Raw genomic sequence first — 26,602 nt, 5'->3', positions numbered from 1 at the left:
AACTGTTTGATGTGTGAAATGTCAATCTTCATTACTTAAAAGTCTTTAATAGCCTTGTTTAGGATCTACTTCATTCTCAATTAAATCTTCCTTATTGAGAAAATGATTGAGATTTTTAATAAATATATCCGTAACCTCGCTCATATTTTCTTTACCATTACCTGTGATATGAGCAGTAATAGTAATATTATCTAATGAATATAGTTCATTACTTGGATTTAAAGGCTCTTTTTCGAACACGTCTATATATGCGTGTCTAATTTGCTTTTCTTTTAAAGCTTCAATTAACACACTCTCATCAACAATTGTCCCTCTACCTACATTTATAAACAATGCTGTTTCATTCATTAACTCAAAATGCGCTTTTGTTATGAGATGTATAGTCTGCTCAGTTTCAGGCAGTGTGTTAACAATTATGTCCGCTTCGGTTAAAGCATTAGAAAGTTCATTTAATGCAAAGGTCTTACTAAACCCCTCTACTGAATGACCATTTGTATTGATACCAATAATTTTCATGTTCATTGCATTTGCAATATTAGCCGTATATTGAGCGATACTTCCTGTACCTAGAAATAGAATCGTTTCCCCACTCACTCTTGAGCCCGTAAGTTTTGAATCATAATATCTATTTTGTTGATTAATATAGGAAGTTCTCATTTTTTTATAGTCATCAAGTATATAAGCTATAATAAATTCTGACATTTGCTTTGCATGTATACCTTTACCATTTGTAAGTAATATATTTTGTTTATCAATATAATCTAAAGGTAAACTATTCACACCTGTTGAATACCATGCCATCCATTTAAGGTTCGGACAATTTTCTAAAAACGATTGATTAAGTTTACCATCATAACCGAATATTATATCTAAATCTTTTTTATCTTGTTCTTCTATTTCAGAAACACCCTTTGTAAATACAAAATCGACAGTAGGATATGCTTCTATTAATTTAGATTCTAAATCTCCCATTCTTTTTAAACTGACAGCTTTCATCTATGTTCACCCCAAGATTTCTTTTAGTTCATCCATTTGTGTTTTAACTTTAACTTTTTCGATTACATCTATTATAATACCATCTTCATCAATAACAAATGTAGTTCTTACAATCCCCATTGATTCTTTACCAAATGATTTCTTCAATTGATAGACGCCCACTTCTTCTGACAACTCATAATTCTCGTCCACTAATAAGTCAAAATTTAAATCTAGTTTTTGGCTGAAATTTTCGTGTTTCTTTTTAGTATCTCCACTAATACCATATACTTTGGCATTTAAATCATTAAAGATTGCTAAATTATCTCTAAAATCACATGCTTCAGTAGTACATGTAGGTGTATTATCTCTTGGATAAAAGTAAAGTACAGCTTTACTTCCTTTTATAGATTCATTAGAAATAAACTCCCCTTTTTGATTTTCTAGTTTAAATGATGGAAATTGATCGCCTTTTCTTAACATTTAACTCACCCTATTCCTTTTTATTCTTAATTTTATGATACGATAATAGACGAAATTATTAAATTAAAAGAGGTTGATATGTATGAAATTTACTGAAAGTGAAAAACTTCAAAAATTATCTAACGAGTATATTCTAGGGGGAGTCAATTCACCTTCTCGCTCATATAAGGCGGTTGGCGGTGGCGCACCAGTTATGATGCGCTCTGGTCAGGGCGCATATTTGTTTGATGTAGATGGAAACAAGTACATTGATTATTTACAGGCTTATGGCCCTATTATTACTGGTCATGCACATCCACATATTACTAAAGCAATTCAAGAACAGGCTGCACAAGGTGTATTGTATGGTACGCCTACAGAACTAGAAATTGAATTTGCTAAAAAATTACGTGAAGCTATGCCTTCATTAGAAAAGATTAGGTTTGTTAATTCGGGTACAGAATCAGTTATGACTACAATCCGTGTCGCCCGTGCTTATACTAAAAGAACTAAAATCATCAAATTTGCTGGTCAGTATCACGGTCACTCTGATTTAGTTTTAGTTGCTGCTGGTAGTGGGCCTTCTCAACTAGGTTCACCTGATTCTGCTGGTGTTCCTGAAAGTGTCGCTCAAGAAGTCATCACAGTTCCTTTCAATGATATTGGTGCTTATAAGGAAGCTATTGATTATTGGGGAGAAGATATTGCTGCCGTATTAGTAGAACCTATTGTGGGTAATTTTGGCATGGTTAAACCTAAACCTGGTTTCTTAGAACAAGTAAACGAACTTACCCATAATAATGGAAGCTTAGTTATATATGATGAAGTCATTACAGCATTCCGTTTCCATTACGGTGGCGCACAAGATCTTTATAATGTATATCCTGATTTAACAGCCTTCGGTAAAATTGTTGGTGGTGGTTTACCTATAGGGGGATATGGAGGAAAGCAAGATATTATGGAACAAGTAGCACCTTTAGGTCCTGCATACCAAGCTGGCACTATGGCGGGCAACCCACTATCCATGAAAGCTGGCATTGCACTTCTAGAAGTATTAGAGCAAGATGGCGTTTATGAAAAATTAGATGTATTAGGTAAACGTTTAGAGGATGGTTTACTTTCATTAATTAAAAAACATAACATTACTGCTACAGTAAATAGAGTATATGGTGCCCTAACATTATATTTTACAGATGAAACAGTAGAAAATTATGCTCAGGCTGAAAATACTGATGGAGACGCATTTGCTAAATTCTTTAAATTAATGCTAAACCAAGGTATTAATCTTGCGCCTTCTAAATTTGAAGCTTGGTTTTTAACTACTGAACATACAGACGAAGACATTGATGCAACATTAAAAGCGGTAGATTATGCATTTAGTCAAATGGTATAAACTTGAATTTTACACCCAATCGTTGTATAACAAGTATAAACATTATTTTATTAAATATATTAAGGAGCGGTACATTTGAAATTAGGAGCCCGTATTCTCAAAACAGGTATCGCAATTATACTTGCTTTGTTTATCGCTTCTCTATTACCTGATGAAGCTGGTTTAAAAGCCATTGCTGCAGTCAGTGCTGTCATTGCAATGCAACCAAGTGTTTTTCGTTCAATAAAAACAATTGGGGAACGAGCAATAGGTAACCTTGTTGGTGCTGTTTTAGCAGTAGTGATGGTTACGATATTTGGAAATAATATTGTAATCATGGGTGTTACAGTAATTTTATTAATTGCAATCCTGTTTCGTTTCAAATTGGAACATGTTGCTACGCTAGCAAGTATAACTGCTTTAATTATTATGGGACAACATACTGGTAACTTTTATGTTTCTGCCTTTTATAGATTTGTACTTGTTATGGTTGGTGTGCTTAGTTCTTCAGCAGTAAACCTTTTATTTCTACCACCTAAATTTGAATCTAAAATTTACTATAATTCATTAAATATCTGTTCTGATATTTTTGTATGGTTTAAATTAGTTTTAAATGACACCTCTGAGTATCATCATATTAAAGAAGATAGAGGGTTAATTGTTACCCGTATTGATAAACTCGAAGAAACTTTGGGTTATTATTCAGAAGAAAAACCATGGACTAAAAAGCAACTGTATGCACAAAATAGGAAAAAAATTCTTTTTAAAGAATTAGTCCGTAGTACTCGGCGAGCGTATGAAGTGTTGAGAAAAATGAATCGTTATCAAAATGATCTTCATAATTTAAATAACGAATTACTTTTGCAGATTAAATTAGAGATAGACACATTGATTGCATATCACGAACAAATCTTCATCAGTCTTTCAAAAAAGGCACGGTATGATGTAGATCAACTTGATAGTCAGATTTCAAACCCACAGAAAAAAGATTTGATGGATGCATTTCAAAAAGAAATCATTCAAAATCCTTATCAATCAATGTACTCATATACGAATATTATGCAAATTATTTCAGCAATCGAAGAATATCGTTATATTTTAGAACATTTAGATAGACTGCGTATTAGTTTCTTCACGTACCATCGAAATGATAATGAAATTGATATACTAGAAGAAGACTTCGATTTATAAATAAAATACCCTTTGAGCTTAATTTTCATCTGCTCAAAGGGTATTTTTAAATTTCTTATAATAGTTGTAATCAAAATAGTAGCATAATCGTTTAAGATAAAAGCGCACTCGGTATACGTTAAAATGCCCAATGCGCTTTTAAATATTTACTGACTATAAATTTTGAATACTATATAGGTGTTCATATGCACCTTTTTTAGCTAATAATGCTGAATGTGAACCACTTTCAACAATTTCACCATTTTCTACAACAACAATTTTATCAGCATGTGTGATAGTAGATAATCTATGTGCAACAATAAGTGTTGTACGATTTGCACTTAATACACTCAAGGCATCTTGAATAATAGATTCACTTTCTAAATCAAGCGCGCTCGTCGCCTCATCTAATATAATAATTGGTGGATTATTTAGGAAGATGCGGGCAATAGAAACACGTTGTTTTTGTCCACCAGAGAGTTTAACCCCTCTTTCGCCCACTTCTGTATCGTAACCTTTAGATAGTTCCATTATAAAATCATGCGCATTGGCCATTTTAGCAGCGTTAATAACTTCTTCATCTGAAGCATCTGGTTTACCTAATAATATATTTTCTTTAATCGTATCCGAGAATAATATATTATCTTGTTGAACTAAGCCAATTTGTCTTCTCAAGCTACCTGTTAAATATGACTTGATATTTGTACCATCAATTTTTATTTCGCCTTCGGTAACATCATAGAACCTAGGTATTAAATTGATTAAAGTAGATTTTCCTCCACCACTCATACCAACAAATGCCACAGTCTCACCTTGATTAATTTCTAAATTAATATCTTTAAGGATATTTGCTTCATTTTGATCATATTTAAAATTAACATTATTTAATTCGATGTGTCCTTGTTTTATTTCTATTGGCAATGCACCTTTTTTGTTTTTGATGTCGTAATCCTCATCTAAAAGTTGGAATACACGGTCCATTGACGCAAAACTTTGTGTCAATGTCGTAAATGAGGAAACTAATCTACGTAGAGGACCAAATAGTTGTTCAAGATAGCCCACGAAAGCAGCTAAAGTACCTACTGTTATCGATCCATTGATTGCTAAGAATGCACCTGTACCAATAACGATTAAAGGTCCAATATCTGTAACCGTATTAATTGCTGAGAATGAATAAGCATTCCAACGTGTATGATTAAACGCTCTTTGTAAGAAATTTTGGTTATGTTTATCAAAGTTCCCTGCTTCATTATCTTCAATTGCAAAACTTTTTATAACTGACATCCCTTGTACACGTTCATGTAAGAACCCTTGTACTTCTGCCAATGCTTGTGATCTCTTTCTTGTTAAACTTCTCAAACGACCAAAGAAGAAATACACAGTTAAAATATATACAGGGAATATAATAATTGCAGCTAAAGTTAACTTAACATCTAAGAAAAACATAATAGTCAATGCAATAATAATAGTTATACAGTCGAGCCATATATTCATTAAACCAGTTAATATAAAGTCTTTAGTTTGCTCAACATCATTAATAACCCTTGAAATAACCTGCCCTGCTTGGTTATTCGCATAAAATCTTGAACTCAAAGCTTGCAAATGATGATAAAGCTTTTTACGTATGTCATATAAAATTTTGTTACTTGTCCACTGTGCTAGATATTGTCTTAAAAACTCAATTGGTGGTCTTACTATCACAAAGATAAACGCTGCTATACCCATTGCAACTAATAATTTTGTGATTTTTTCTTCTACTGTTATAGCACCATTATTGATAATATCATCAATGACATATTTAATTAATAATGGAATCAGCATAGGAATACCAAATTTTAGAATACCTACAAGTATAGTGGCAATGATTCGCCATTTATATGGTCGAACAAATTGTAAATATCTGCGAATCATAAAACGATTCCTCCCCACACTATATTTGCAAATGAAACAGCCTATGTTGATGGTCCAACTAGGCTGCTAATTTATGCATTATCTAAAGTTGTTTGACAATTTCATTTGCGAATACGAATATTTTATAGCAAACTTATTTTTTCTTGTTTGTATTGTTCACATTCATATCACTATAAATGATAATTAAATTAAAAACATTAAATCTGCTTAATAATTTCTAACTTTTTTGTATCGTTCTCGCCAAACTTTAATGAAGTCTGGAGCAAATGGACCTTTCTTCTGTTCAATCCATTGCTGTAAAATATCTACATTTCTTCTTAAAATAACGTCGATATCAGGTGAATAATTCATTTGTCTCATATGCTGCTCGTATTCATCTTCGTCTAGTAAATGATATTTACCGTTTGGATATACTTTAATATCTAAATCATAATCGATATATTTTAAAGCTTCTTCATCACAAACAAATGGTGAAGATAAATTACAATAATAATAAACGCCATCTTCTCTAAACATACATATCACGTTAAACCAATATTCAGAATGAAAATATACAATTGCAGGCTCTCTCGTAATCCATGTACGACTATCACTTTCTGTGACGAGCGTATGATCATTCCCACCAATAACAACATCTTCCGTACCTTTTAATATAGTAGTTTCAGACCAAACACGATGAATATTACCATCATGTTTATAACTTTGAATCTTAATTGTCTGACCTTCTTTAGGTATGGATTCTTTTACCATGCTCCACACCACCTTTTCTTAATTTCACATATAGAATTATAACATAACTCAAGATACAACACCGAATCTAACAATGTTTAGTTATGAAATTATATATTTTTGTCATACTTACAGGAAAATTAAAGTCTTCTTTTTCTGTTAACTGCATCCACACCATATTCTCTGGTAAGGTGATGTCATCTTTATGCACATTTTCTTGAGTCATAAATACCTCAATATCCCACGTGATATGTGTAAATTGATGTTTTAATTTAAATGCAGGCGCTTGATCAAATGTCGCTTGTGTCCCCAATACTGAGTTAATATGCTTATCTTCCTCTGCTTCATACATTGGAAATTCCCACATATTATTTAATAACTTTTGTGTACGTTTTTCAATTAAATAAGCATCATCTTCATTTTTAAGTAGATAAACATGTTGTTTTATATGTTTCTTTTTAATTTTTGTTGTTTTTACAGGTAATGATTGAACTGTACCTTTTTCAAATGCTTCACAATGATCTTGAACCGGACAGAATAAACACAACGGGGATTTCGGTGTACAAATCAATGCACCTAGTTCCATCATTGCTTGGTTAAATGTACCTGCATCTTGCTCAACGTATGGTTGTAATTCATTCTCAAATGCTTTACGTGTTGATTGCAATTTCGTATCTCTCTCATCATTGTTTAGTCGAGACCATACTCTAAAGACGTTCCCGTCCACAGTTGCTAAGGGTTTGTCGAAAGCAATACTCATAACTGCTGCTTGTGTATAAGGACCTACGCCTTTTAGTTTTCCAAATGTTTCCGGTTCGTCTGGCACGACACCGTGGTGACTGTCATGTACTTCTTTTATTGCAGTGTGAAAATTACGTGCCCTACTATAATAGCCTAAGCCTTCCCAATATTTGAGCACTTCATCTTCATGTGCTTGACTTAACTCAGAAATAGTTGGAAAGCGATGGATGAATCTATGATAATAATCTATAACGGTTTTAACTTGAGTTTGTTGTAACATCACTTCACTCAACCATATATAATATGGATTAGAGGTTTCTCTCCAAGGCATTTCACGTTGATGTTCGTCAAACCATGTAACGAGATTATTCTTGAATTTTGACTCATTAAACATTTTACACATCTCTTTCTATTAGTAATTCTTAAAAATTTCAAAATAAATTTTAGTATGTTATTTTTATTATTTATGATATTAGATTATAATGAATATATATTATTGACATGAAACGAGTTGAATACTTATGGATACAGGCACACACATTGTCATGGGTATCGGATTAACAGCATTAGCTACTCAAGACCCGGCAATGGCAGGATCATTTGTAGCCACAGCTACCACATTAGTAGTTGGCTCTTTAATACCTGATGGCGACACTGTTTTTAAATTAAAAGATAACGCTACCTATATATCAAATCATAGAGGTATCACACATTCAATACCCTTTACGATATTATGGCCTTTATTAATTACTTTATTAATTTTTACATTTTTCAAAAACGTTGATATAACACATGTTTGGCTATGGGCTCAGCTTGCAGTATTTCTACATGTGTTTGTAGATATTTTCAATTCTTATGGTACACAAGCGCTAAGGCCTATTACTAACAAATGGATACAACTCAGTGTAATTAATACGTTTGATCCAATTATATTTGTCTTGTGGTGTATTGGAATACTGCTTTGGTTAGTTGGGATTCATCCATATCTTGTGTTTTTCCCAATTATCGCTATTCTTGTAATATATTATATCATTCGCTTTAGAATGCAAGCTGTGATTAAAGAACAAGCTCTAAAACAAATTCAACAAGAACATAATCCAGTAAAAGTATTTGTTGCTCCAACAATTCGCTTCATGCAATGGCGTGTTGCAATACAAACTGAAGAACATGATTATGTGGGACGTAGTTTTGGTAGAAACATTGTATTTAGTGACAAATCAAAACGTCATCCATTTCCAAGTGATGATTTAATGCAATATGTCGAGGGTGATAAAAATATTAAAACATTCCTTAACTTCTCAACAATTTATCGTTGGGAAGCTAGAAAGTTAGATGATGAAACAACCGAAATCAGATTAATTGATTTACGTTATTTAAAAAATGGACATTATTCTTTTGTAGCTATTGCCCATTTAGACGATGAAATGAATATCGACCATTCATATATCGGCTGGGTCTTTAGCGAAGATAAATTACAGAAAAAATTATTTGCAAAATAACGCGTTTTTAAAATTTAATACCTCTAAATACAATAAGAACTGGAAAGGTTCGTTATCAATCAACGAACCTTTCCAGTTCTTTTATTACGTTTAGTTTAATTAATAGTGAATAATCTTTATTTATTTTCGCTTAAATCATCTGCTTCATTCGTATTTTCATCTTTATCTGTATCTGAATGAGCAACGATTGTTTCATCCGGCACTGCGTATAAATATTTTCTGTGTGCCATTATTCGATATTTAGCAAAAATAACTACACAAAGTATTGCTAAAAACAATATATAATACAAATGATATGGTATATTATTTAAACTTAAAGCACCCAGCACGACAGATTGTGAAATACCTTCAATAAGGTAATATAGTGGATTTAACATTAATATATGCGATACCAGTGACGTATTACTTGTTGGTATAAAGAGTATTGGAACAATAAAAAACATTACTAATGAAATCACGTAAAACATGCCGTTAATTTTGCGACGAACAATAGCTGAAAGACCTAATATTGTCGATATGAGTATCATGAATAGCATCGACATTACTACATAATAAAACGTAGAAGTTATAGAACTTTCAATATTAACAGGTGTAGCATATATCATAATAACTAAAGTTATAAACATTGTTATACTCGTAATGATTGCTATAACAACATTTTGAAATATTGGGTTCAAGTTAAATAACTTACTAGTAAAGTAATCAATTTTATAAGTGTTATAGCTTCGATAAACAGCAATCCAAATATAAGCAAAAGTTGTTAATCCTGCTAATCTAAAATAGGCACGAGCTTGAATTAGTTCTTCGGTGCCATTTATTTTAAATATTAGCATTAATAAGAATAGCAATGCCAAGCTTGATAAAAAGGGTATAACAAGCCACACCCATTGTGATTTTAATCGATGATATGCTTGTTTGCTAAGATATGGCATGTTTTTAAAAAAACTAATTATACTATCAATCATTCTTTACACCTACAATTCAATATATATCCATTTATTATTTTTTAAATCTGCCATGAAATAGCCCTCTCCAGATTTAGTAATCCAGAAATTATTTTCAATATTAAACTTATCTTTTAATTCTTCCTTCTTCTTAATAGGGAATGTAAAGCCCTTGAGTTTATTTTCGTCATTAAAAATCATAGAGATAGGTTGTTGTACTATAGGTACTACAAAACGATTGTCCTTATTATTTTCTGGTACAAGTCCCTCTGTTACTGTACTATGTTTTTTATGCAAATGACTGTTGAAAAATTCATAAAAATTAATATAGTTATTATGCATGTATGGTGCTAATGATTTAGAACTATGTGCTTCATATAAACCTGCAGGTTCAAAGAAACGCAATTTATTTTTAGCAACCTTATAATGCCTATTGTCTACGTCAATTCTATAATGCTTATTATTTTTAGCGGTAATAGTTACAAAGCCATACTGATTTATTTTTTGTTTATTTCCATTGTCCATATCTTCCACAGTAATAGATTCATCTAATACGATACCGTATCCTAACATTTCTTCATAAGGATCTTTATGTTGGTTTTGTATTGAGGCTTGATCAATATTTTGTCCAATCTGTAACTTCCCGACATTATTAAACATTAAAATTGTCATAAATAATAAGCCCACTACAAATACTGAAAGCCATGTCCAAAATCTAACGAATGCAACAGGTGGTTTCACATGATTATATCTTTCTATACGTTTGAAATTATAAGTTAATTCCGGCGTTCTTGTTCTACTTTTTTTCCAATCAACATCAAAATTCGCCTTCTCTTGCTCATCTTCCAACGACAATCTATCTTTCTCATGGTCTTTAAATACTGGTAAGACTTGATTTAAAGAGCCTTCCATTCTAAGTTGGCCGTGAGAGACCCAGGCAATGTAATTACTCGTCTGAGCTATACGTTGAACATCATCATCGATTATCACAATTGTTAAATTTTGGTTTATGTATTCTTCTGTAAGTCCAATTGCTTTTTCGATAAAAGATTCATCTAAGTATTGTAAAATATGATTAAAAATTATAATGCTTGCTTTTGAAGTTCTTGCTAATGCGAATAATAATTGTGCATATTGTGAATCAGTTAATCGGCTAACTTTAACATCCGCTTTATCTTCAAGGTGCGCATATTTTATAATTTGCTCTACTTTATGATCCGAAGTCTTATATTGAAACAACATGATTGCATTAGCCACAAAATCATTTACAGAAGTATGCTGCAATAATTTATCTTCAATATCAGCAAAAAACAAGTCTCTTTTCTTAACGACTTTTCCTTTGTCGGGTTTTATTTCACCACTTAATAAACGCCCTATTAATGATTTAGAAGAACCCGCTTCACCTATTATTCCTAAAGCTTCACCTTGATAGATATGGAGGTTAAAATTATTCAATTCTATATCTTCTTCATCATAACCAAATGGTAAATACCATTTAGATGATTTTTTATTTCTATAATAATGAGTTACATTTAGTAACTTTAATATAATTGAACTACCCATCCTATCTTCATCCTTCTACAATTTTAATAATGCGAGCGGTAAACCCTCTTCAGGTTCTGAACTTTTAATTCTAAAGCCCCACGCAAAAACGCCTTTTAACCGTTCAACTTTGAAATAGCTTTCTGTGCCATCATTTAATTTATATATTTTACCCAATTCTACTTTATTTCTATCTATAAGATAGCTTTCTGCAATAATTACTTTACTTGCATATACGTCATATTCATTAAAAATGCCATTCATTTCTGCTTTACGCATTTTCTCTTTATAACCTTGTATCTCATGACGTAATTCAATTTCACTCATTTCACTCAATTTCTTCTGTTCCATCTACTATTCCACTCTCTTCTAATTTAGCTTTAATTTTATCATATTTATAACCTTTTCTCATAAGTGCTTCTATTGTTTTGTTAATTAATTTTCTACCTGAAAATTTTCTTGAATATTTATTATATGCTTTTTCTAATTCGTTTTGTAATAACTCATCTAATTCTTCTTCAGGTTGAGAAAAATCCATTTCGTCCATTACTTCTTTAATTTTCTCAAAAGAGTAGCCTTTTTGCATTAATGATTGTGTCAATTTCTCTTTTCTTTTTACTAATGGCCCCTTTTTCTGTTTCAAAATTTTATTTGCAACTTTTAATATATCCTCCATAGATTGCTCCTGTTCATAAATCTGGCTATATTCATCAATAATTAATTGTTCAATGCCAGCTTCTCGTAATTTTTGTTTATATATTCCAGGACCTTTATCTGTCGTTAAAATCATGGTGTTTTTTAAACTATTCGCATAATCATTATGATCTATAAGCTTTTGCTCATGACAGTAATCTATGACTTTAGCAATGACTGACTCAGAAATTTCTTTTTTTGTAAGATGTTTAATTACTTCATGGTCAGTTCTTTTTCTATATGAAATATATTGAATAGCTGCGTTAACTGCTTGCCTGTATTGTTCATAGCTTTGAATTTCTTCCATATCTTTAGCTTCAACAATTTGATCTTTTTTTAAATTAAAATAGACAAAGGTATCAATATCGATACCCATTTCAAATTCATCATCTAAATATAGATTAAAACGTTCTTTATTCTTTTTTTGCACTTCTATCTTTGTTATTTTAGGCATATTATTCACTCCACTTATAAGAATAACTTATATTGATTATGAATGGAATTATAGTGTATAGCATATTTAAAATTGCTATTAATCCATGTATGTATATTTAAATTATAACATCAAAAAAGGAGCGAGATAGAAATCAAAATTTGATTTCGTATTCCGCTCCCACAAGGCTCCCTAGCAAAGGAATACAAGAGCTGAAACTCTTGCATAAGAACTACTCATCTTCTTAAATGAAGAAGTAGTTCTTTAAAAGCTTGAAACATGTGTTTTTAAACACCTTACAGCTCGTGTGCAATGTTTTATTTATGTTCTATTCTCTTAGCTTATTACACACCGAGTTCTTGGATTGCATTTTCATACTGTTCATTAGAAATAAAATCCTGTTGTTTCATTTTCTCTAAATCTATTTTTACACGATTGATATAATTATCCGACATGTTATTCACATCGTATACGCTTGGTGCATTAATCTTACTTGCTAAAATTGCACTTTGTAATACAGATATTTGAGGTAAATTAGGATTGTTTTTATCTGTTGTTACGCCAAAAAAGTGATTTGCTGCTGACTCGACAGTATATTGGTCACTTCCAAAATAAATATTGTTCACATAAAAACTTAAAATTTCATTTTTGTCATAAGTTTTTTCTGCGCGATGTGCTACAAATAATTCTTTAATTTTTCTTGTTAGTGATTGTTCATTATCATAATAATAGTTTTTCACTACTTGTTGCGTAATCGTACTCCCACCCTGCACGCTATTATCACTTATTGTTGAAAATAGTGCACGCGATGTACCTTTGAAATCAAATCCATTATGTTTATAATATCTTTCGTCCTCCATTGCTATAAATGCACCCTTAGTATAGTCGGGCATATTTGAAACAGAGACGAAGGATTCTTTATCTTCAATACTTCTCAAGTCATCCACATCTGCTCTTAAAGAAAATGTGTACATTGTAGCTACAAACGCAGCGATTAAAATGATGATAGGTATTAATATCTTTATCAACAAACCTTTTCCTTTTTTCTTTTTTGGTGGTTTGTTTACCGGTTGGAAATAGGTATTATGCTGCGGTATATTTGAGTTTTTTTGACTAGTTTGTTTTTTAGTTTGCTTATAACGATCGCTTCTTTTCATGCGCTAGCTCCTTTATGTTGCTCTCATATCATTATAAGTGAGTTTATCAATAGTTTAAATGTTTATCTACACCAAATTGAAAATATCAGTCCAAGGGTGTATGTCACGCTACGCATAGAGTTTCATTGTAAGCATATTTCATATATGTTTAAGTTATTAAACATTATACGACCATAAGATATATACTAACGCGAAAATTATCATTATAAAATACAAAAAACTGGAAAAACCCATAGCATCAGACTATATCTCACAGGTTGAACCTTTAATTCAACTTATAAGATATAATCATTACCATACGTTTTTCCAGTCATATATTAAGGACACTTATGTCCAAAGCGTGCGTTCATTAATGATTTTCAATTAGTCATTTAACTGATTTGCAATTTCTCTATTAAAATCATCTAAGTCATCAGGTGTACGACTCGTAACTATATTTTTATCTACAACTACCGATTCGTCTACAACTTGTGCGCCTGCGTTAGATAAATCTTTGCGGACATTTAACACTGCAGTTAAAGTACGTCCATTTAAATCATCAGTATCTATTAAAATTTGAGGTCCGTGGCAAATTGCAAATGTTGGAACATCATTTTTTGTGAAATACTTAGCAAATGTACCATATCTGCCTTCTGAGTCACCACGTAGATGATCTGGAGAAAATCCGCCTGGAATTAATAATCCATCGTAATCCTCTGGCTTAGCATCTGCAATACTAACTTCTACTGTAGCTTTTGCACCATGTTTACCAACAACTTCACTATTCGCTGTATCGCCAATAATTACTGTTTCATGCCCTGCTTCTTCTATTGCTTCTTGTGGGCTTGTTAATTCAACATCTTCAAATTCATTTGTTACTATGATTGCTACTTTTTTAGCCATGTATAATCACCTTTCCTATTTGCGTTCTACATTATATATAGACGAAATCAAGAAAAGTTAAACATACAATAGCTCAATCTAATTTATGGACAATCTGTGTTTATTCAGATGTGTTTGATACAGTTTTGACTTTTTCTTCTAATTGATCTAATAAACCAATCCACTCATCAATATCTTCCACTTTTACTTCGTTTGGATTAACTTGGTCTATATCGTCAATAAACTTTTCTAATCTTTCTTTTATTTGATCAATTGTTTGATTTTCATTCATTTTCAATGAGACTCCCTTTTTATAAGATATTATTATCCTAACATGGAATTAACAACTTTTGGTAGTATCAGAATAATATTATAATAAAATGTTAAGTGTCGTGTCTCAGAGTGTTAATAAAGTTTATAACTTTGTCAGCAGATTTTTTGTACACCTTTTCCGCGGTCACAACCTTGTCTTGTGGTATTTCGCTAATGCTTTATTAACTAGTTAGAAGTCAAAACAAATCACTGACATTTTAAAAATCATCTATATAAAAAACGAAAGGTACATATCGATTGTAATTAATCCGATATGTACCTTCCATTTTTTATCCTAATTGTTGCACGTTTGATAAGAACTCAATCGTACTTTTACTTTCTTCTCTACGCTCTTTTCTTCTTTTAACTCGAGCAGGTGCTGTATCATAGAACCATTTTTCTGTCTGTGATTCTGGGTAAACTTGAGGTACTTCTATTGGCTTACCATCTTCACCGAGTGCTACAAATGTTAAAAAACTTAGCGCTGCTAAATGTCTTTCATTTTTAAGTACATCTTCTATAATAATTTGAACGCAGACTTCCATTGAAGATTTTCCAGCATATGAGACCATAGCTTCATAAGAAACGACAGCTCCTGTTTTAATTGGTTTTAAAAAGTCTACCGAATCAGTTGAAGCTGTTACTACTTGTGAATTACTATGTTTCGTTGCTGTTATAGCAGAAATTTCATCAATGTTCGCCATCAACATACCGCCAAACATTGTCTGCAGATGATTCGTTTCTTGTGGAAAAACTTGTCTCTCTTTAATACTTCGTGCTTCAGACATCGATTTACGTTTAGGTCTGTCCATAATTTAATCATTTCCTTTTCTTTTATAAGACAAAAAGTGAGTGCTCTGAAAAATAGAATACTACTTCAGAACACTTTCACAGATTTCTCCATAATATCTCTCTATTTTGACCAGTTACCATTTTCGAAGACGGGTTCTTTTTCATCCTCTTGTGTAATGCCATAAATTGTTAAATCTTTACTACCAATCATAAAGTCAACATGAATAAGTGAATCATTTAACCCTTGAGCTAACTTTTCATCTGTAGTCATTTCTGTACCACCCTCTACATTAAAACCGTAAGCTGAGCCCAATGCAATGTGACAAGATGCATTTTCATCGAACAATGTATTATAAAAGATAGTATTGCGATTAGAAATAGGTGAATCATCAGGTACTAATGCTACTTCACCTAATCGCTTAGCACCTTCGTCTGTATTTAATAAATCACGTAAGACCTCTTCACCTTTTTCAGCTTTATAATCAATGACTTCTCCATCTTTAAAAGTTAATGTAAAACCATCTATAATATTACCGTTATGGCTTAATGGTAATTTATTCGTTACATAGCCATTTACTTTCAACCTATGAGGTGCAGTGAACACTTCTTCAGTTGGAATATTAGCTACAAAGGCTTGGCCTCCACTTGCATAACTTGTTGCATCTTCCCATATATGACCTTCTGGCAAACCAATTTCTAAATCTGTACCTTCAGAAATATAGTGAAGTGCTTTATAATTTTTACTTTGTAACTTATCTGCATGTTTACTTAGATTAGCAACATGAGCCTTCCAATTAGCGACTGGATCATTACCATCTACGCGAACGATATCTAATACTTCATCAATGAATGTGTTGTAGGCATCTTCTTCAGATAGTTCTGGATAGACACGGCTTGCCCAAGCTTTTGAAGGATAGGCTGCCACACACCAAGGAAATTGGTTTTTCTGACTTGCTTCCATATATCCTTTATATGCAGTAGCATACTGTCTTTGGAAAGCAGCTAATTTATCACGGTCAATGCCATTTAATAAATCAGGATCTTGTGTTATAAGTGCTAAATTTGCAGCACCTCTATTTACATAATCCATACGCTTAGCAACTTCATAATCTTTCACTTCATTACTTTCAAAATGTTCCACGGTTTCATATTCGAATTTTAAGCGAGAAAGTCGATCGTCGCTATAGTCAACTTTAACATCAGAAGCGCCTCGTTTATATGCGGCTTCTACTATGTAATGTGTTAATTCAATAGCATCAACACTTGAGCGAATAAATACTGGCTGACCTTCTTGAACATTCATTCCTACACCAACTAAAAGTTCGGCGTATTGTTTTAATTTTTCTTGTAATTGAGTCATCTTTATACACTCCTTTTATTTGCGTATTTGCCCAAGTGCGTCTGCAATTGCAGCTGCTTCACTTGGTGTAAATGACGCTTTTGATGTTACATATTCGTGAATTTCGCTTATTTCTTGCTTATCTGCTTCTTCATATTTATCTGGATCAATCAAGCTTTGATTTACAAGATTTAAACGTTCTCTTATTTCTAATATCATTTGTTCGTTAGTATTTGTCACTTCGTTCACCCCTTTTACCAACTTATTTTATCAAATTTACGTTTCTTGTAAAACTTTTATCATAATAATGCTTTAGAAATGATTAAAAAAGCTTTAAAATGGGAAATAGCATTATATAATTTGGAGGTAGTCACATGATTTCAGTAGCATTCGTTTGTTTAGGCAATATTTGTCGCTCGCCAATGGCAGAAGCTATAATGCGACAAAGATTACTAGATCGAAAGATAACAGGTTTAAACGTAACCTCTAGAGGCACAGGTGAATGGAACTTAGGTCAGCCACCTCATGAGGGTACGCAAGATATTCTCACTAAAAATGATATACCGTTTGATAACATGATCAGTGAACTATTTAAAGCTGATGATGACTTTGATTATATCATTGCAATGGATCAAAGTAATGTAGAGAATATTAAACAGATCAATTCTAGCATTAAAGGACAATTGTATAAGCTATTAGACTTTAGTGATATGAATGAGACTGACGTACCTGATCCTTATTATACAAATAATTTCGAAGGTGTTTATAAAATGGTACAATCATCTTGTGATAACTTAATTGATTTTATAGTTAAAGATGCAAATCTAAGAGAGGGGTAAAACATCATGCAAAATAAATTAATTCCAGGAATTCTATTAGGTGCCGTAATTGGAGGCGCAGCAACATTGGCAGACAAATCAACTCGCCAATCATTAAAACAATCAACTAAAGATAGAAAAGAAGGCAATCGTTCTCAAAAACCTTCAGCTATCAACAACGTAAAAGACGAAGTATTATATTGGAAAGATGTGGTAGAAGAAATTCGCCGTAATAATCCAGAATTAGAACGTTCTTTAAAAGACGCGAAAAATACATTCGTTGAACGTAAAAATAAACGTTTAAACAATTAATTGATTTATAGTATTGTATTTTTGATACCGCATGTTTAAATAATTAAATTAAGGCAATACCTAATATTACATGTTTAGGTATTGTCTTTTGTATATAACTTGTAATGTGCGATATTTTAAAAACTTAAAAACAATTTTTAAAAAAAGAATATCAACAGTTATTTACCTTCTTTAACTTTTAAAGTATATTAAACAATATACTGAAAACATCAATACATAAGGAGATTTGATATGTCTAAAAAAGAGAAAACAACTTCAAAGTTTCTAAACTCAGCTAAAAAGAATGAAGAGAAGAAGTCTAAGAAAACAAAAGATGAACAAATCGGGCGTGATCGTACTTATATCACACCTAATGAATTCAAATCAAAATCACCTAAGAAAGACAATCAAGAATTCTTTGTATCACGTATTAATAAACCAGCAAAATATACGAAAAACCCTAATTTTTTCTCTTATCTCATTTATAGAATAGGTAAAGATGATGCATCCGGTTTATCTGCACAATTATCTTATTACTTCATGTTGTCACTATTCCCTATGCTCCTATTCTTACTATCAATAGTACCTGTCGTAGGTGTTGAACAGTCAACGATAAGAGATATGATTAAAGAGCACGTCCCTTCAGATTATGCAGGACAAGTATCATCAATCATTGGTGATATTATGGGGAACGCTAGTGGTAGTATATTATCTGTAGGTTTGATTTTAGCACTGTGGTCTGCATCAAACGGTATGACTGCAATTATGAACTCTTTCAATGTCGCATATGACGTTGAAGATAGCAGAAACTTTGTTGTTTCTAAATTATTCAGTGTGTTATTTACACTTGCTATGATTATCGTCTTACCTATCGCACTGATATTACCTACCTTTGGAGAACAAATCGGTTCGCTTTTATTTGGCCCACTTGGTTTAGGTGATCAAATCAAATGGATTTTTAATTTAGTACGTGTTGTATTACCATTAATCATTATTTTCATAGCGTTTATGGTTTTATATACGTTAGCGCCGAATGTTAAAATTAAAATGAAATCAGTAATACCAGGTGCAATATTCGCTACGATTGTATTTTTAGGTGGCTCATTCTTATTTGGTATATACATTTCAAACTTTGCTAACTATTCTAAAACATATGGTAGTATCGCTGGTATCATTATTTTAATGCTATGGTTATACATTACAGGCTTTATTATTATTATCGGGGCTGAAATCAATGCGATTATTCATCAACGCAAAGTAGTCGCTGGTAAAACACCAGAAGAACATACAATGGCTGAGATTGAAGAAAATGAATCAACTCATGTTGGAAGCGAAGCAGATACTAATGCTGAAAATGAATCAACTCATGCTACTGATTCTGATTCCAATCATAATATTTCAGACTCAGACAACAAAAAAATATAATTTAATATAAACTTAGCTAAATAGCTGATAGGTATCTAAATCATGATATCTATCAGCTATTTTCACTTCCTAATTTAAAGCTATCCTATTGAATGGCTTTATAACACGTAAAAAGGCTAAAACCGAAACGTAAATGTCTATCATCTACGTTTCGGTTTTAGCCTTTTGGAAATACTTAAAATAGAATATATTACTGTATTAAATTATGCTGGAAAGCATAAATAACTGCTTGTGTTCTATCTTGTACTTCTAATTTACTTAATATATTACTTACATGTGTTTTTACTGTTTTAATCGTTATGTGTGATGCACTCGCAATTTCTTGGTTTGAGTAACCTTTTGCGATAAGTAATAGAATTTCCATTTCTCGTTCCGTTAACATTTCATATAATTCGGCACGTTGTTTCATTCTATTTCTCATCTTCACAAGCACTTCAGCTTCAAATACAGATTCATTTTTATACGTTTTACGAATCGCCTCGGCTATATCGCTAGCACTAGTTGTTTTCAAAATATAGCTGTCTACACCAGAATCTAAAGCACGATATACTTCATTATCTTCAATGTAACTTGTTAACATCACAACTTTAATATGAGGTAAGTCTTTTTTTATTTGCTCAGTAGCATCGACACCATCCATATCATCCATAAGCAGGTCCATTAAGATTAAATCAGGATTTAATTGATGAGCCTTTTCAATCGCATCTTTTCCTGACTGACCTTCCCCTACAATATCAATATCTGGCTGTGTAGATAAGTAACTAGAAATTCCAATTCGAACCATTTCATGATCATCAACAAATAAAACTTTAATCGTCATGTGAATCCTCCTTATTTAATGGTGCCTTTACTTCAATTCTTGTACCTGAATCTGGCAAAGAAACAATATGGAACGTCGCACCAATTTCAAGCGCACGTTCTCGCATGTTTTTTAAACCATAACTTTGTTCTACCTTATCATCAACATTGAATCCTTTACCATTGTCTTGAATGCGTAATAATAAGTAATCTGCCATATTAAACAATTCTATTGTTACTTTGGTACCTTTTGAATGTCTCAAAGTATTAGATAAAGCTTCTTGAGTAATTCTGAACAAATGATCTTCAATACCTTTAGGTACTTCAAATTCTTCAATATCATGTACAACTTTCATAGGTACTTTTTTCTTTAAATCAACGACTAAATCCTTAATACCTTCACCTAACGATTTGTCTTTTAATCCAATAGGTCTTAAATGTAATAGTAAGGCTCTCATTTCTAACTGAGAATCTTGTACCATTTTTTCTAATAACGGTATTTGTTGATCTAAAGGTGCTTCCAATTGTGTTTCTTTAATAGCTGAAAGCATCATACTCGCTGCAAATAATTGCTGACTTACTGAATCGTGTAACTCACGTGCAAGTCTTTGTCGTTCATCTTCTATAATCTTTTTAACTTTCACATCATTTATATTATATGATTCATTTGTTAGATTTTGCGTTTTCATACGTAATTTGTGTACTTCTTGATTTAATGGAACTAGCGTTTGATATAATTCAATTGTTTCATTATACAATTCAATATTTTGGTCATTAATACCTACTGTTTGACCTTCAATAGAACGTTCTATTTGGTCCTGTAACCAATGATTTTGCTGATTTATTTTATATGCTAATACCGACCCTACAATAATACAGAGAAAAATAACTAATAAATTTAAAAATAATAAAACTGGTATTCCAAAAATTTGTGTATAAAACATACCTTGAAAATACACTATGTTTACAAATACTTTATCGATAAAAAATAGAGCAAAAAATGTACTATAAACTAATATCAACATGGAACCTATTGCTCTTATGTAGTGATTCATTTATAAATCACCTCAATATCGCCAATTAGCGTCGAAACATAAATGTTTACAGCATAGTTTTCTTCTTTCGTCTCTTCCACGATTTTAATGTTATTATTTTCAACTTTATAAGAAGTTTCATTAACATAAGCATTCCCATACAAGGCAGTAAAGTTTAAAATAATATTATAATTTAAAGGTACGATAATTTGAACTTTTCCTATAATATGTCGTATCACTACAGTATTGTTTTCTTTAATATTAGCAGCTTTAGACATATCGATATGAATATCACCTATGCCATGTTGCACTTGTAAGTCTTCCCATTTGTATACATATACTGGTGTACGTTGCTCACCAAACCATTTTTGTTTAATGAAGTTTGGAGATTCAATTGCTTCATCAGTAGCGACTACTTTTAATGGTTTAAATCTATAAATAATATATCTTATGATTAGCATTATTAAAAAGATAAATAAAATGATAATTGTATATTTGTTAGATAATAAAGTGAATGCAATCAGCAAAGCACCAATCCAAAATGATAAGAGTCCCCGTATTTTATGGAAATACAAATAACCTACATAGGCTAGGATACAGCCAAGTAATAACACGAGTAAGAAACCAATTTTTTCAAAGAATATATAATAGAAATTGGCAATAATCAATAATGTTGTAAAAACAATTAACATCTCAGTCGATATATATTTATGAGTCATGTTTCGCCACCTTTCTTCAAGCGACTAAACTAATGCGTTCGATTAGATCACACTCAGTTTCAATATTAGCTCTCTCTGTTGCTTGTTGTGATAAATCGGTTTCAATACGAGCGTAGTCTGCTTCCATTTCATTTAATTCACATTTTATTTGCTCTATATCTTTATGTTCTATTTCTTCGGCACAATCAATGTACTCGTTATCCAACATATCAATATATTTATTTTCTAATGATAATGTCAGTCTATCAATTAAACTGCCTACATTACCCTTTCTTTCAATTAAGTATTTAATATACATTTCAACACTTCTCAATTTTTTATCAAGAAAACGTTGGTACTCCACTATGCTTGTGCGAAATGTGTGTTTTGTCATCTTTTCTAAATAAGACGTAATATAATTCATAGAATCACCTCATGATCGATTAAACTCTATTATAAAGAATATCCGGAACCATTGGTATAGGCTCCGGAACCATCTTATATTAGGACTTTAGACCGAAACACTATCTAATCTATTTTAGTAGTTAACACTGGTCCATCTTTGGTAACGATGACAGTATGCTCAATTTGAGCAACAAAACTTTTATCTTTCGTTTCAAATGCCCATTCATTTTTGCCTTCTGTCACAAATGTTGCTTTTGAAGAAATAAATGGTTCAACTGCAATCACTGTACCCTCTTTAAGTAAAGTTTTATCTTTAGGGTCATAATAGTTCATCACGTGACTTGGTGCTTCATGAAGTGATTGTCCTACGCCATGACCTGTTAAGTTTTTAATAACTGTTAAATCATTTTTACGTGCAGTAGCATGAACTGCTTTACCGATTTGACTTAACTTCCCACCTACTTTAACTCTTGTCATAGCCGCATCAAATGCTTCTAACGCTACATCACAGACTTTTTGTTTCAATGGGTTGTCCGCTTCACCAACTACAAATGAGATGCCTGTATCAGCGTAATAGCCGTTCTTCAAGGCTGAAACATCGATATTAACTAAATCACCTTCGCGTATTTTACGTTTGCCTGGAATACCATGTGCTACTTCTTCATTAACACTGATACACGTTTGTCCTGGAAATTTTTCATCATGGATTGGAGCAGAAAGTGCACCATGTTTTTCAAATAACTCTTTTGCAATATCGTCTAACTCTTTTGTTGTGATACCTGGCTTTGTTTCTGCTTGCATAGTATCTCTAATTAATGCACAAATATAACCAATTTCTTTTAAAGCTGTTAATTCTTCTTCTGTTTTTACGATCATATTATCCCGTTCCTTTTTGTAAATTATATTCCTTCTTATTATAGCAGACTTTTTTTGATATAATAAATTAGAATATTTGAACACGTATAGTTTAACATTTTGATTATATGAATAACATGGCTACTTTTGTAATTCGTGTTAATTCTCTTCTGATACATAACATGACTAGGAGTTTTTTTATGAGCAACAATTGGTATAAAGGACTAATAGGTGCACGAACAATTAAAACTGGGTTAGCTACTTTTTTAACCGCATTTTTTTGTTTGGCATTAGATTTAAATCCTATTTTCGCAATTTTAACTGCTATTGTCACAATTGAACCCACTGCGAAGGCATCATTAAAAAAAGGATATCGTAGACTTCCAGCTACGGTAATTGGCGCACTCTTTGCAGTTATTTTTACATTTATTTTTGGCGACGAATTTGCTTTCGCCTATGCTTTTAGTGCTACATTTACAATAATATTTTGTACTAAGTTAAAACTTCAAGCCGGAACCACAGTTGCAACATTAACAGCAATGGCTATGATACCCGGTATACATGATGCTTATTTCTTCAACTTTTTCTCAAGACTATTAACTGCAATTATTGGTCTGGTTACGGCTGGTTTAGTCAACTTTGTTGTATTCCCACCAAAATATTATGACCAACTTGAATCTTCAATAAATAAAGTAGAGTCTAAAATGTACGGTCTCTTTCATCATCGTATGCGTCAGTTACTGTTAGGCAAATTTACTAAAGGTGCGCCTTACCAACAATTAAATATATTGTTAGATTTAAATCAAAAGGTTGAGACATTGCTTTCTTATCAAAAGGATGAGCTGAGCTATCACAAACATCACGATTCAGAATGGATACGTTTAAAATCATTAACAACACGTACACATACAAATAGATTATTTATTACGCATTTATCAAACTTAGTCTATTTACCTAAAGGCACGCATATCCAATTTACGAATGAAGAAAAAATAGCCATCTTAAGTATTGCTCAAAGTATTAATGACATATACACTACTGGATCTTTTGAGCGTCAACAACAATCTGCTTCATTATTGAAAACTTCTGTTAAAGGATTAGACGAATTTGATGACAATCAATTAAAAAGTCACCTAATTTATGAAATTTTATTAATCTATCGTATATTGGATCATCGTTTTGCGTAACACTTGTGTAGTTAAGTCTTACGCATTGAAATTCAAAAGATTTTCAAAAATAAAAGAAGTGACTGTCAGATTTCCAATAGGATTTCTAACAGCCACTTTATTTTTTTGCTTATTACTGTTTTTGTGTTACACGATTAACGATTACTTGTTTGGCAGCTTCTTCTTCAGTATTATTTACCTGCTTAGGCGTAAATGGTATACCTTTACGTTCACATGCTTTTTCTAGTAAGTAATCAGTCACTTCATGATTCTTAGGTAAAATAGGCCCATGTAAATAAGTCCCTAATAGATTTTTATAATGGATGCCTTCTTTAGCATCTTCATCATTATTACCATAACCATGTGTGACATTACCTAAAGTGCCGTATGGATGATACGTACGACCACCATGATTTTCAAAACCAACGATTGTACCGAACGTTTCACTCTCGATTACAATATCTCCAGTTAGACGCTCTTTCTGTGACTCAGTATAGAAGTCTAAAATATTAAGTCCTTCAAGTTCAGTACCATCTGGCGTAATATATTTACTTCCTAAAAATTGATAACCACCACAAATTGTCAAACCAGGCATGCCGTCTTCAATTACTTCTTTTAATGTCGTTTTGATTTTGCTTAATTCTTTAGTAGCTAGTGCTTGTTCCCTATCACTACCGCCACCGATAAAGAAAATATCACATTGATCAAAAGTAACGCCCTCTGTTTCATTTATATCTACAACATTCAATTTAATATCACGCAATTTTGCACGTTGTTTCAACGCGATAATATTCCCAATATCACTGTATAAATTTAATTTATCAGGCATAAAATGATAAACAGTCAATTCATTCATCTAGCTTTGTCCTCCTCAAAAGAGTGATTTAATTGTTCTAACATAGGTGCTAGAGAAGTATAGTTAGGAATAGCTACTGTAAAACTTTCCTTATAGTCCATCGTTTTTGCTGTCGCTTTATATATGTCTCTTTCTAAAATGATTGGTGCTTCTACACCTGCTAACTTTAACCTTAACTGCAATTCTTCTGCACGTAGCCCTGTAACAATAATTGCTTCGATTTGTTGTTTTACTAATTTTTCAAAATCAGCATCATAAATCCAAGAAGTATCTCTACCATCAGCTGCATTATCATTCAATCCTAAGACATAAACTTTGCTACCTTCTAGTTGTTCTCCTATAGAAAGGCTAGCATTCATTCCGGCAGGGTTTTTGGCAAGGTTAATCATTGCTTCTTTACTGTCTTTTTTAAAGTACTGCATACGTCCATTATTCGACGTATATGTCTCAAATCCACGTTTTATACCTTCATCATTGAGTCCTAATTCTTTTAGCACTGTATAAGCTGCAATCGCATTATAAGCATTAAAGTCTCCCGCGATTTTCATATTGAAAGTAGCAGTTCCTACATTTAAATTAATGAATGGATTTAAATTAAATTCAGACACTTCGTATTTAGTATCCTCCCGTTTAAATCCACATTCACAATGATAATGCCCAATTTGATTATATTGAATATAATCATAATGTAATAAACGACCGCAATTTGGACAATAGCGACTCTCGTTCATTGTACTTTGTTCAAATTCATGTGCATGTGCTTTCATCCCATAATATACAACTGTATCACTAGCTATCTTCAATCTACTGACAAATGGATCATCTGCATTTAACAATAACTTAATCCCTTTATTATTAATCGCATTTGCAATATTATTTACCATAATATCTATTTCCCCAAAACGGTCCATCTGATCACGGAAGAAATTAGTAACCACCATCATTGTTGGTGTTACTTCATTGAGTACTCTTGGAATCGAGCCTTCATCAATTTCAATGACTGCAATTTTTGTGCTTTGTTTAATTTGCAAAATAAATGCTGAAGTAATACCTGCAGCCATATTTGCGCCTTCATTATTATGTATGATGTCGACATCATTTACTTTTAATGTATGGCCAATTAAATTTGAAGTGGTTGTTTTCCCATTTGTGCCACTTATAAAGACAATTTCATCAACTTGTGATGCTAATTTTCTTAAAATATTTTTATCCACTTTTCTAGCAACTTGACCTGGCAAGTCTGTGCCCTTTTTCCCAGCAGCTTTACTTGCTTGCTTAGCCAATTTTGCTAAGTGGGTTGCAGTCCAATGTCTCATGTACTTCC

29 protein-coding genes are annotated in these 26,602 nt (G+C 32.0%); 7 read left to right on the top strand and 22 right to left on the bottom strand.

Annotated features, from left to right (window positions below):
- Positions 1 to 45: 45 nt before the first annotated feature.
- Together AAA453_RS06540 and AAA453_RS06535 are read right to left on the bottom strand one after the other, a co-directional pair.
- Entirely contained in the window at positions 46 to 996 is a 951-nt protein-coding gene (locus AAA453_RS06540) for a phosphoglycerate dehydrogenase (RefSeq protein WP_427706981.1), read from the bottom strand.
- A gap of 6 nt (positions 997 to 1,002) precedes the next feature.
- Positions 1,003 to 1,458, bottom strand: a complete 456-nt coding sequence (locus AAA453_RS06535; protein ID WP_285324051.1) for a peroxiredoxin — start codon at positions 1,456 to 1,458, stop codon at positions 1,003 to 1,005.
- A gap of 82 nt (positions 1,459 to 1,540) precedes the next feature.
- Between AAA453_RS06535 and AAA453_RS06530 the strand changes: the two genes are divergently transcribed.
- Positions 1,541 to 2,830: a glutamate-1-semialdehyde 2,1-aminomutase gene (locus tag AAA453_RS06530; RefSeq protein WP_427706979.1), complete on the top strand. Its 1,290-nt coding sequence runs from the start codon at positions 1,541 to 1,543 to the stop codon at positions 2,828 to 2,830.
- A gap of 75 nt (positions 2,831 to 2,905) precedes the next feature.
- Positions 2,906 to 4,000, top strand: a complete 1,095-nt coding sequence (locus AAA453_RS06525; RefSeq protein WP_002512520.1) for an FUSC family protein — start codon at positions 2,906 to 2,908, stop codon at positions 3,998 to 4,000.
- A gap of 153 nt (positions 4,001 to 4,153) precedes the next feature.
- On the opposite strand, the gene AAA453_RS06520 is transcribed toward AAA453_RS06525, so the two are convergent.
- The 3 genes from AAA453_RS06520 to mutY all read right to left on the bottom strand — a co-directional run bounded on the left by AAA453_RS06520 (position 4,154) and on the right by mutY (position 7,754).
- The gene (locus AAA453_RS06520) at positions 4,154 to 5,890 is read right to left on the bottom strand and encodes an ABC transporter ATP-binding protein (protein ID WP_427706977.1); all 1,737 of its coding nucleotides are present in this window, start codon (positions 5,888 to 5,890) and stop codon (positions 4,154 to 4,156) included.
- Between the two features lie 207 nt (positions 5,891 to 6,097).
- Entirely contained in the window at positions 6,098 to 6,640 is a 543-nt protein-coding gene (gene ntdP, locus AAA453_RS06515; RefSeq protein ID WP_046466225.1) for a nucleoside tri-diphosphate phosphatase, read from the bottom strand.
- Between the two features lie 67 nt (positions 6,641 to 6,707).
- A complete protein-coding gene (gene mutY, locus AAA453_RS06510; protein WP_427706975.1) occupies positions 6,708 to 7,754 on the bottom strand; it encodes an A/G-specific adenine glycosylase in 1,047 nt (348 codons plus the stop codon).
- 127 nt (positions 7,755 to 7,881) lie between these two features.
- Here mutY and AAA453_RS06505 point away from each other — a divergent pair, with 127 nt between their 5' ends.
- Entirely contained in the window at positions 7,882 to 8,859 is a 978-nt protein-coding gene (locus AAA453_RS06505; protein WP_427706973.1) for a metal-dependent hydrolase, read from the top strand.
- A gap of 116 nt (positions 8,860 to 8,975) precedes the next feature.
- On the opposite strand, the gene AAA453_RS06500 is transcribed toward AAA453_RS06505, so the two are convergent.
- The 10 genes from AAA453_RS06500 to AAA453_RS06455 all read right to left on the bottom strand — a co-directional run bounded on the left by AAA453_RS06500 (position 8,976) and on the right by AAA453_RS06455 (position 17,151).
- The gene (locus AAA453_RS06500) at positions 8,976 to 9,824 is read right to left on the bottom strand and encodes a sugar ABC transporter permease (RefSeq protein ID WP_427706971.1); all 849 of its coding nucleotides are present in this window, start codon (positions 9,822 to 9,824) and stop codon (positions 8,976 to 8,978) included.
- 9 nt (positions 9,825 to 9,833) lie between these two features.
- Positions 9,834 to 11,366 (bottom strand): ATP-binding cassette domain-containing protein, encoded by a 1,533-nt coding sequence (locus AAA453_RS06495; protein ID WP_427706969.1) that lies wholly within the window; start codon positions 11,364 to 11,366, stop codon positions 9,834 to 9,836.
- A 15-nt stretch (positions 11,367 to 11,381) separates the two neighbouring features.
- Positions 11,382 to 11,696: a YfhH family protein gene (locus tag AAA453_RS06490; protein ID WP_427706967.1), complete on the bottom strand. Its 315-nt coding sequence runs from the start codon at positions 11,694 to 11,696 to the stop codon at positions 11,382 to 11,384.
- Positions 11,674 to 12,492 carry a recombination regulator RecX gene (gene recX / locus AAA453_RS06485; RefSeq protein ID WP_046466230.1) on the bottom strand — a complete coding sequence of 273 codons (819 nt, stop codon included), beginning with the start codon at positions 12,490 to 12,492 and terminating at the stop codon, positions 11,674 to 11,676. The genes AAA453_RS06490 and recX overlap by 23 nt, the downstream gene beginning before the upstream one ends.
- 323 nt (positions 12,493 to 12,815) lie before the next feature.
- Complete coding sequence (gene sgtB, locus AAA453_RS06480) at positions 12,816 to 13,628, bottom strand: monofunctional peptidoglycan glycosyltransferase SgtB (protein WP_427706965.1); 813 nt, start codon at positions 13,626 to 13,628, stop codon at positions 12,816 to 12,818.
- Positions 13,629 to 13,991: 363 nt separating this feature from the next.
- Complete coding sequence (locus tag AAA453_RS06475; protein ID WP_285324040.1) at positions 13,992 to 14,510, bottom strand: type 1 glutamine amidotransferase domain-containing protein; 519 nt, start codon at positions 14,508 to 14,510, stop codon at positions 13,992 to 13,994.
- 100 nt (positions 14,511 to 14,610) lie between these two features.
- The gene (locus AAA453_RS06470; RefSeq protein WP_002507213.1) at positions 14,611 to 14,781 is read right to left on the bottom strand and encodes an SE1561 family protein; all 171 of its coding nucleotides are present in this window, start codon (positions 14,779 to 14,781) and stop codon (positions 14,611 to 14,613) included.
- A gap of 310 nt (positions 14,782 to 15,091) precedes the next feature.
- A complete protein-coding gene (locus tag AAA453_RS06465; protein ID WP_046466233.1) occupies positions 15,092 to 15,613 on the bottom strand; it encodes an acyl-CoA thioesterase in 522 nt (173 codons plus the stop codon).
- Positions 15,614 to 15,714: 101 nt separating this feature from the next.
- Complete coding sequence (locus tag AAA453_RS06460; RefSeq protein WP_427706963.1) at positions 15,715 to 16,953, bottom strand: aminopeptidase; 1,239 nt, start codon at positions 16,951 to 16,953, stop codon at positions 15,715 to 15,717.
- Positions 16,954 to 16,968: 15 nt separating this feature from the next.
- Positions 16,969 to 17,151 carry a DUF1128 family protein gene (locus tag AAA453_RS06455; RefSeq protein WP_226957509.1) on the bottom strand — a complete coding sequence of 61 codons (183 nt, stop codon included), beginning with the start codon at positions 17,149 to 17,151 and terminating at the stop codon, positions 16,969 to 16,971.
- Positions 17,152 to 17,306: 155 nt separating this feature from the next.
- Between AAA453_RS06455 and AAA453_RS06450 the strand changes: the two genes are divergently transcribed.
- The 3 genes from AAA453_RS06450 to AAA453_RS06440 all read left to right on the top strand — a co-directional run bounded on the left by AAA453_RS06450 (position 17,307) and on the right by AAA453_RS06440 (position 19,466).
- Complete coding sequence (locus tag AAA453_RS06450; RefSeq protein ID WP_046466236.1) at positions 17,307 to 17,771, top strand: low molecular weight protein-tyrosine-phosphatase; 465 nt, start codon at positions 17,307 to 17,309, stop codon at positions 17,769 to 17,771.
- A gap of 6 nt (positions 17,772 to 17,777) precedes the next feature.
- On the top strand, positions 17,778 to 18,062 hold the full coding sequence (locus AAA453_RS06445; protein ID WP_427706961.1) for a YtxH domain-containing protein: 285 nt from the start codon (positions 17,778 to 17,780) through the stop codon (positions 18,060 to 18,062).
- A gap of 231 nt (positions 18,063 to 18,293) precedes the next feature.
- Positions 18,294 to 19,466: a YihY/virulence factor BrkB family protein gene (locus AAA453_RS06440; protein WP_427706959.1), complete on the top strand. Its 1,173-nt coding sequence runs from the start codon at positions 18,294 to 18,296 to the stop codon at positions 19,464 to 19,466.
- Positions 19,467 to 19,656: 190 nt separating this feature from the next.
- On the opposite strand, the gene vraR is transcribed toward AAA453_RS06440, so the two are convergent.
- The 5 genes from vraR to map all read right to left on the bottom strand — a co-directional run bounded on the left by vraR (position 19,657) and on the right by map (position 23,277).
- Positions 19,657 to 20,286, bottom strand: a complete 630-nt coding sequence (gene vraR, locus AAA453_RS06435; RefSeq protein ID WP_002507206.1) for a response regulator transcription factor VraR — start codon at positions 20,284 to 20,286, stop codon at positions 19,657 to 19,659.
- Positions 20,276 to 21,319 (bottom strand): sensor histidine kinase VraS, encoded by a 1,044-nt coding sequence (gene vraS, locus AAA453_RS06430; protein WP_285324033.1) that lies wholly within the window; start codon positions 21,317 to 21,319, stop codon positions 20,276 to 20,278. The genes vraR and vraS overlap by 11 nt, the downstream gene beginning before the upstream one ends.
- Positions 21,316 to 22,017 carry a cell wall-active antibiotics response protein VraT gene (gene vraT, locus AAA453_RS06425; RefSeq protein WP_046466240.1) on the bottom strand — a complete coding sequence of 234 codons (702 nt, stop codon included), beginning with the start codon at positions 22,015 to 22,017 and terminating at the stop codon, positions 21,316 to 21,318. Before vraT ends, vraS begins: the two co-directional genes overlap by 4 nt.
- A 16-nt stretch (positions 22,018 to 22,033) precedes the next feature.
- Positions 22,034 to 22,420 (bottom strand): hypothetical protein, encoded by a 387-nt coding sequence (locus AAA453_RS06420; RefSeq protein WP_427706957.1) that lies wholly within the window; start codon positions 22,418 to 22,420, stop codon positions 22,034 to 22,036.
- 104 nt (positions 22,421 to 22,524) lie between these two features.
- The gene (gene map, locus AAA453_RS06415; protein WP_046466242.1) at positions 22,525 to 23,277 is read right to left on the bottom strand and encodes a type I methionyl aminopeptidase; all 753 of its coding nucleotides are present in this window, start codon (positions 23,275 to 23,277) and stop codon (positions 22,525 to 22,527) included.
- A gap of 179 nt (positions 23,278 to 23,456) precedes the next feature.
- On the opposite strand from map, the gene AAA453_RS06410 reads away from it, so the two are divergent.
- Positions 23,457 to 24,443: an FUSC family protein gene (locus AAA453_RS06410; protein WP_427706955.1), complete on the top strand. Its 987-nt coding sequence runs from the start codon at positions 23,457 to 23,459 to the stop codon at positions 24,441 to 24,443.
- 112 nt (positions 24,444 to 24,555) lie between these two features.
- Here AAA453_RS06410 and AAA453_RS06405 read toward each other — a convergent pair whose 3' ends face one another.
- Both AAA453_RS06405 and AAA453_RS06400 read right to left on the bottom strand, forming a co-directional pair.
- Entirely contained in the window at positions 24,556 to 25,278 is a 723-nt protein-coding gene (locus tag AAA453_RS06405) for a type 1 glutamine amidotransferase (RefSeq protein WP_427706953.1), read from the bottom strand.
- Positions 25,275 to 26,594, bottom strand: coding sequence for a Mur ligase family protein (locus tag AAA453_RS06400; RefSeq protein WP_069815002.1), 1,320 nt, complete (start codon positions 26,592 to 26,594; stop codon positions 25,275 to 25,277). Before AAA453_RS06400 ends, AAA453_RS06405 begins: the two co-directional genes overlap by 4 nt.
- Between the last annotated feature and the right edge of the window lie 8 nt (positions 26,595 to 26,602).

This window comes from Staphylococcus parequorum, assembly GCF_039237145.1.
In the GTDB taxonomy this organism is placed as follows: domain Bacteria; phylum Bacillota; class Bacilli; order Staphylococcales; family Staphylococcaceae; genus Staphylococcus; species Staphylococcus equorum_A.
Note: the sequence above shows the minus strand (reverse complement) of the source record. Positions and strands in the feature narration are given on the sequence as shown.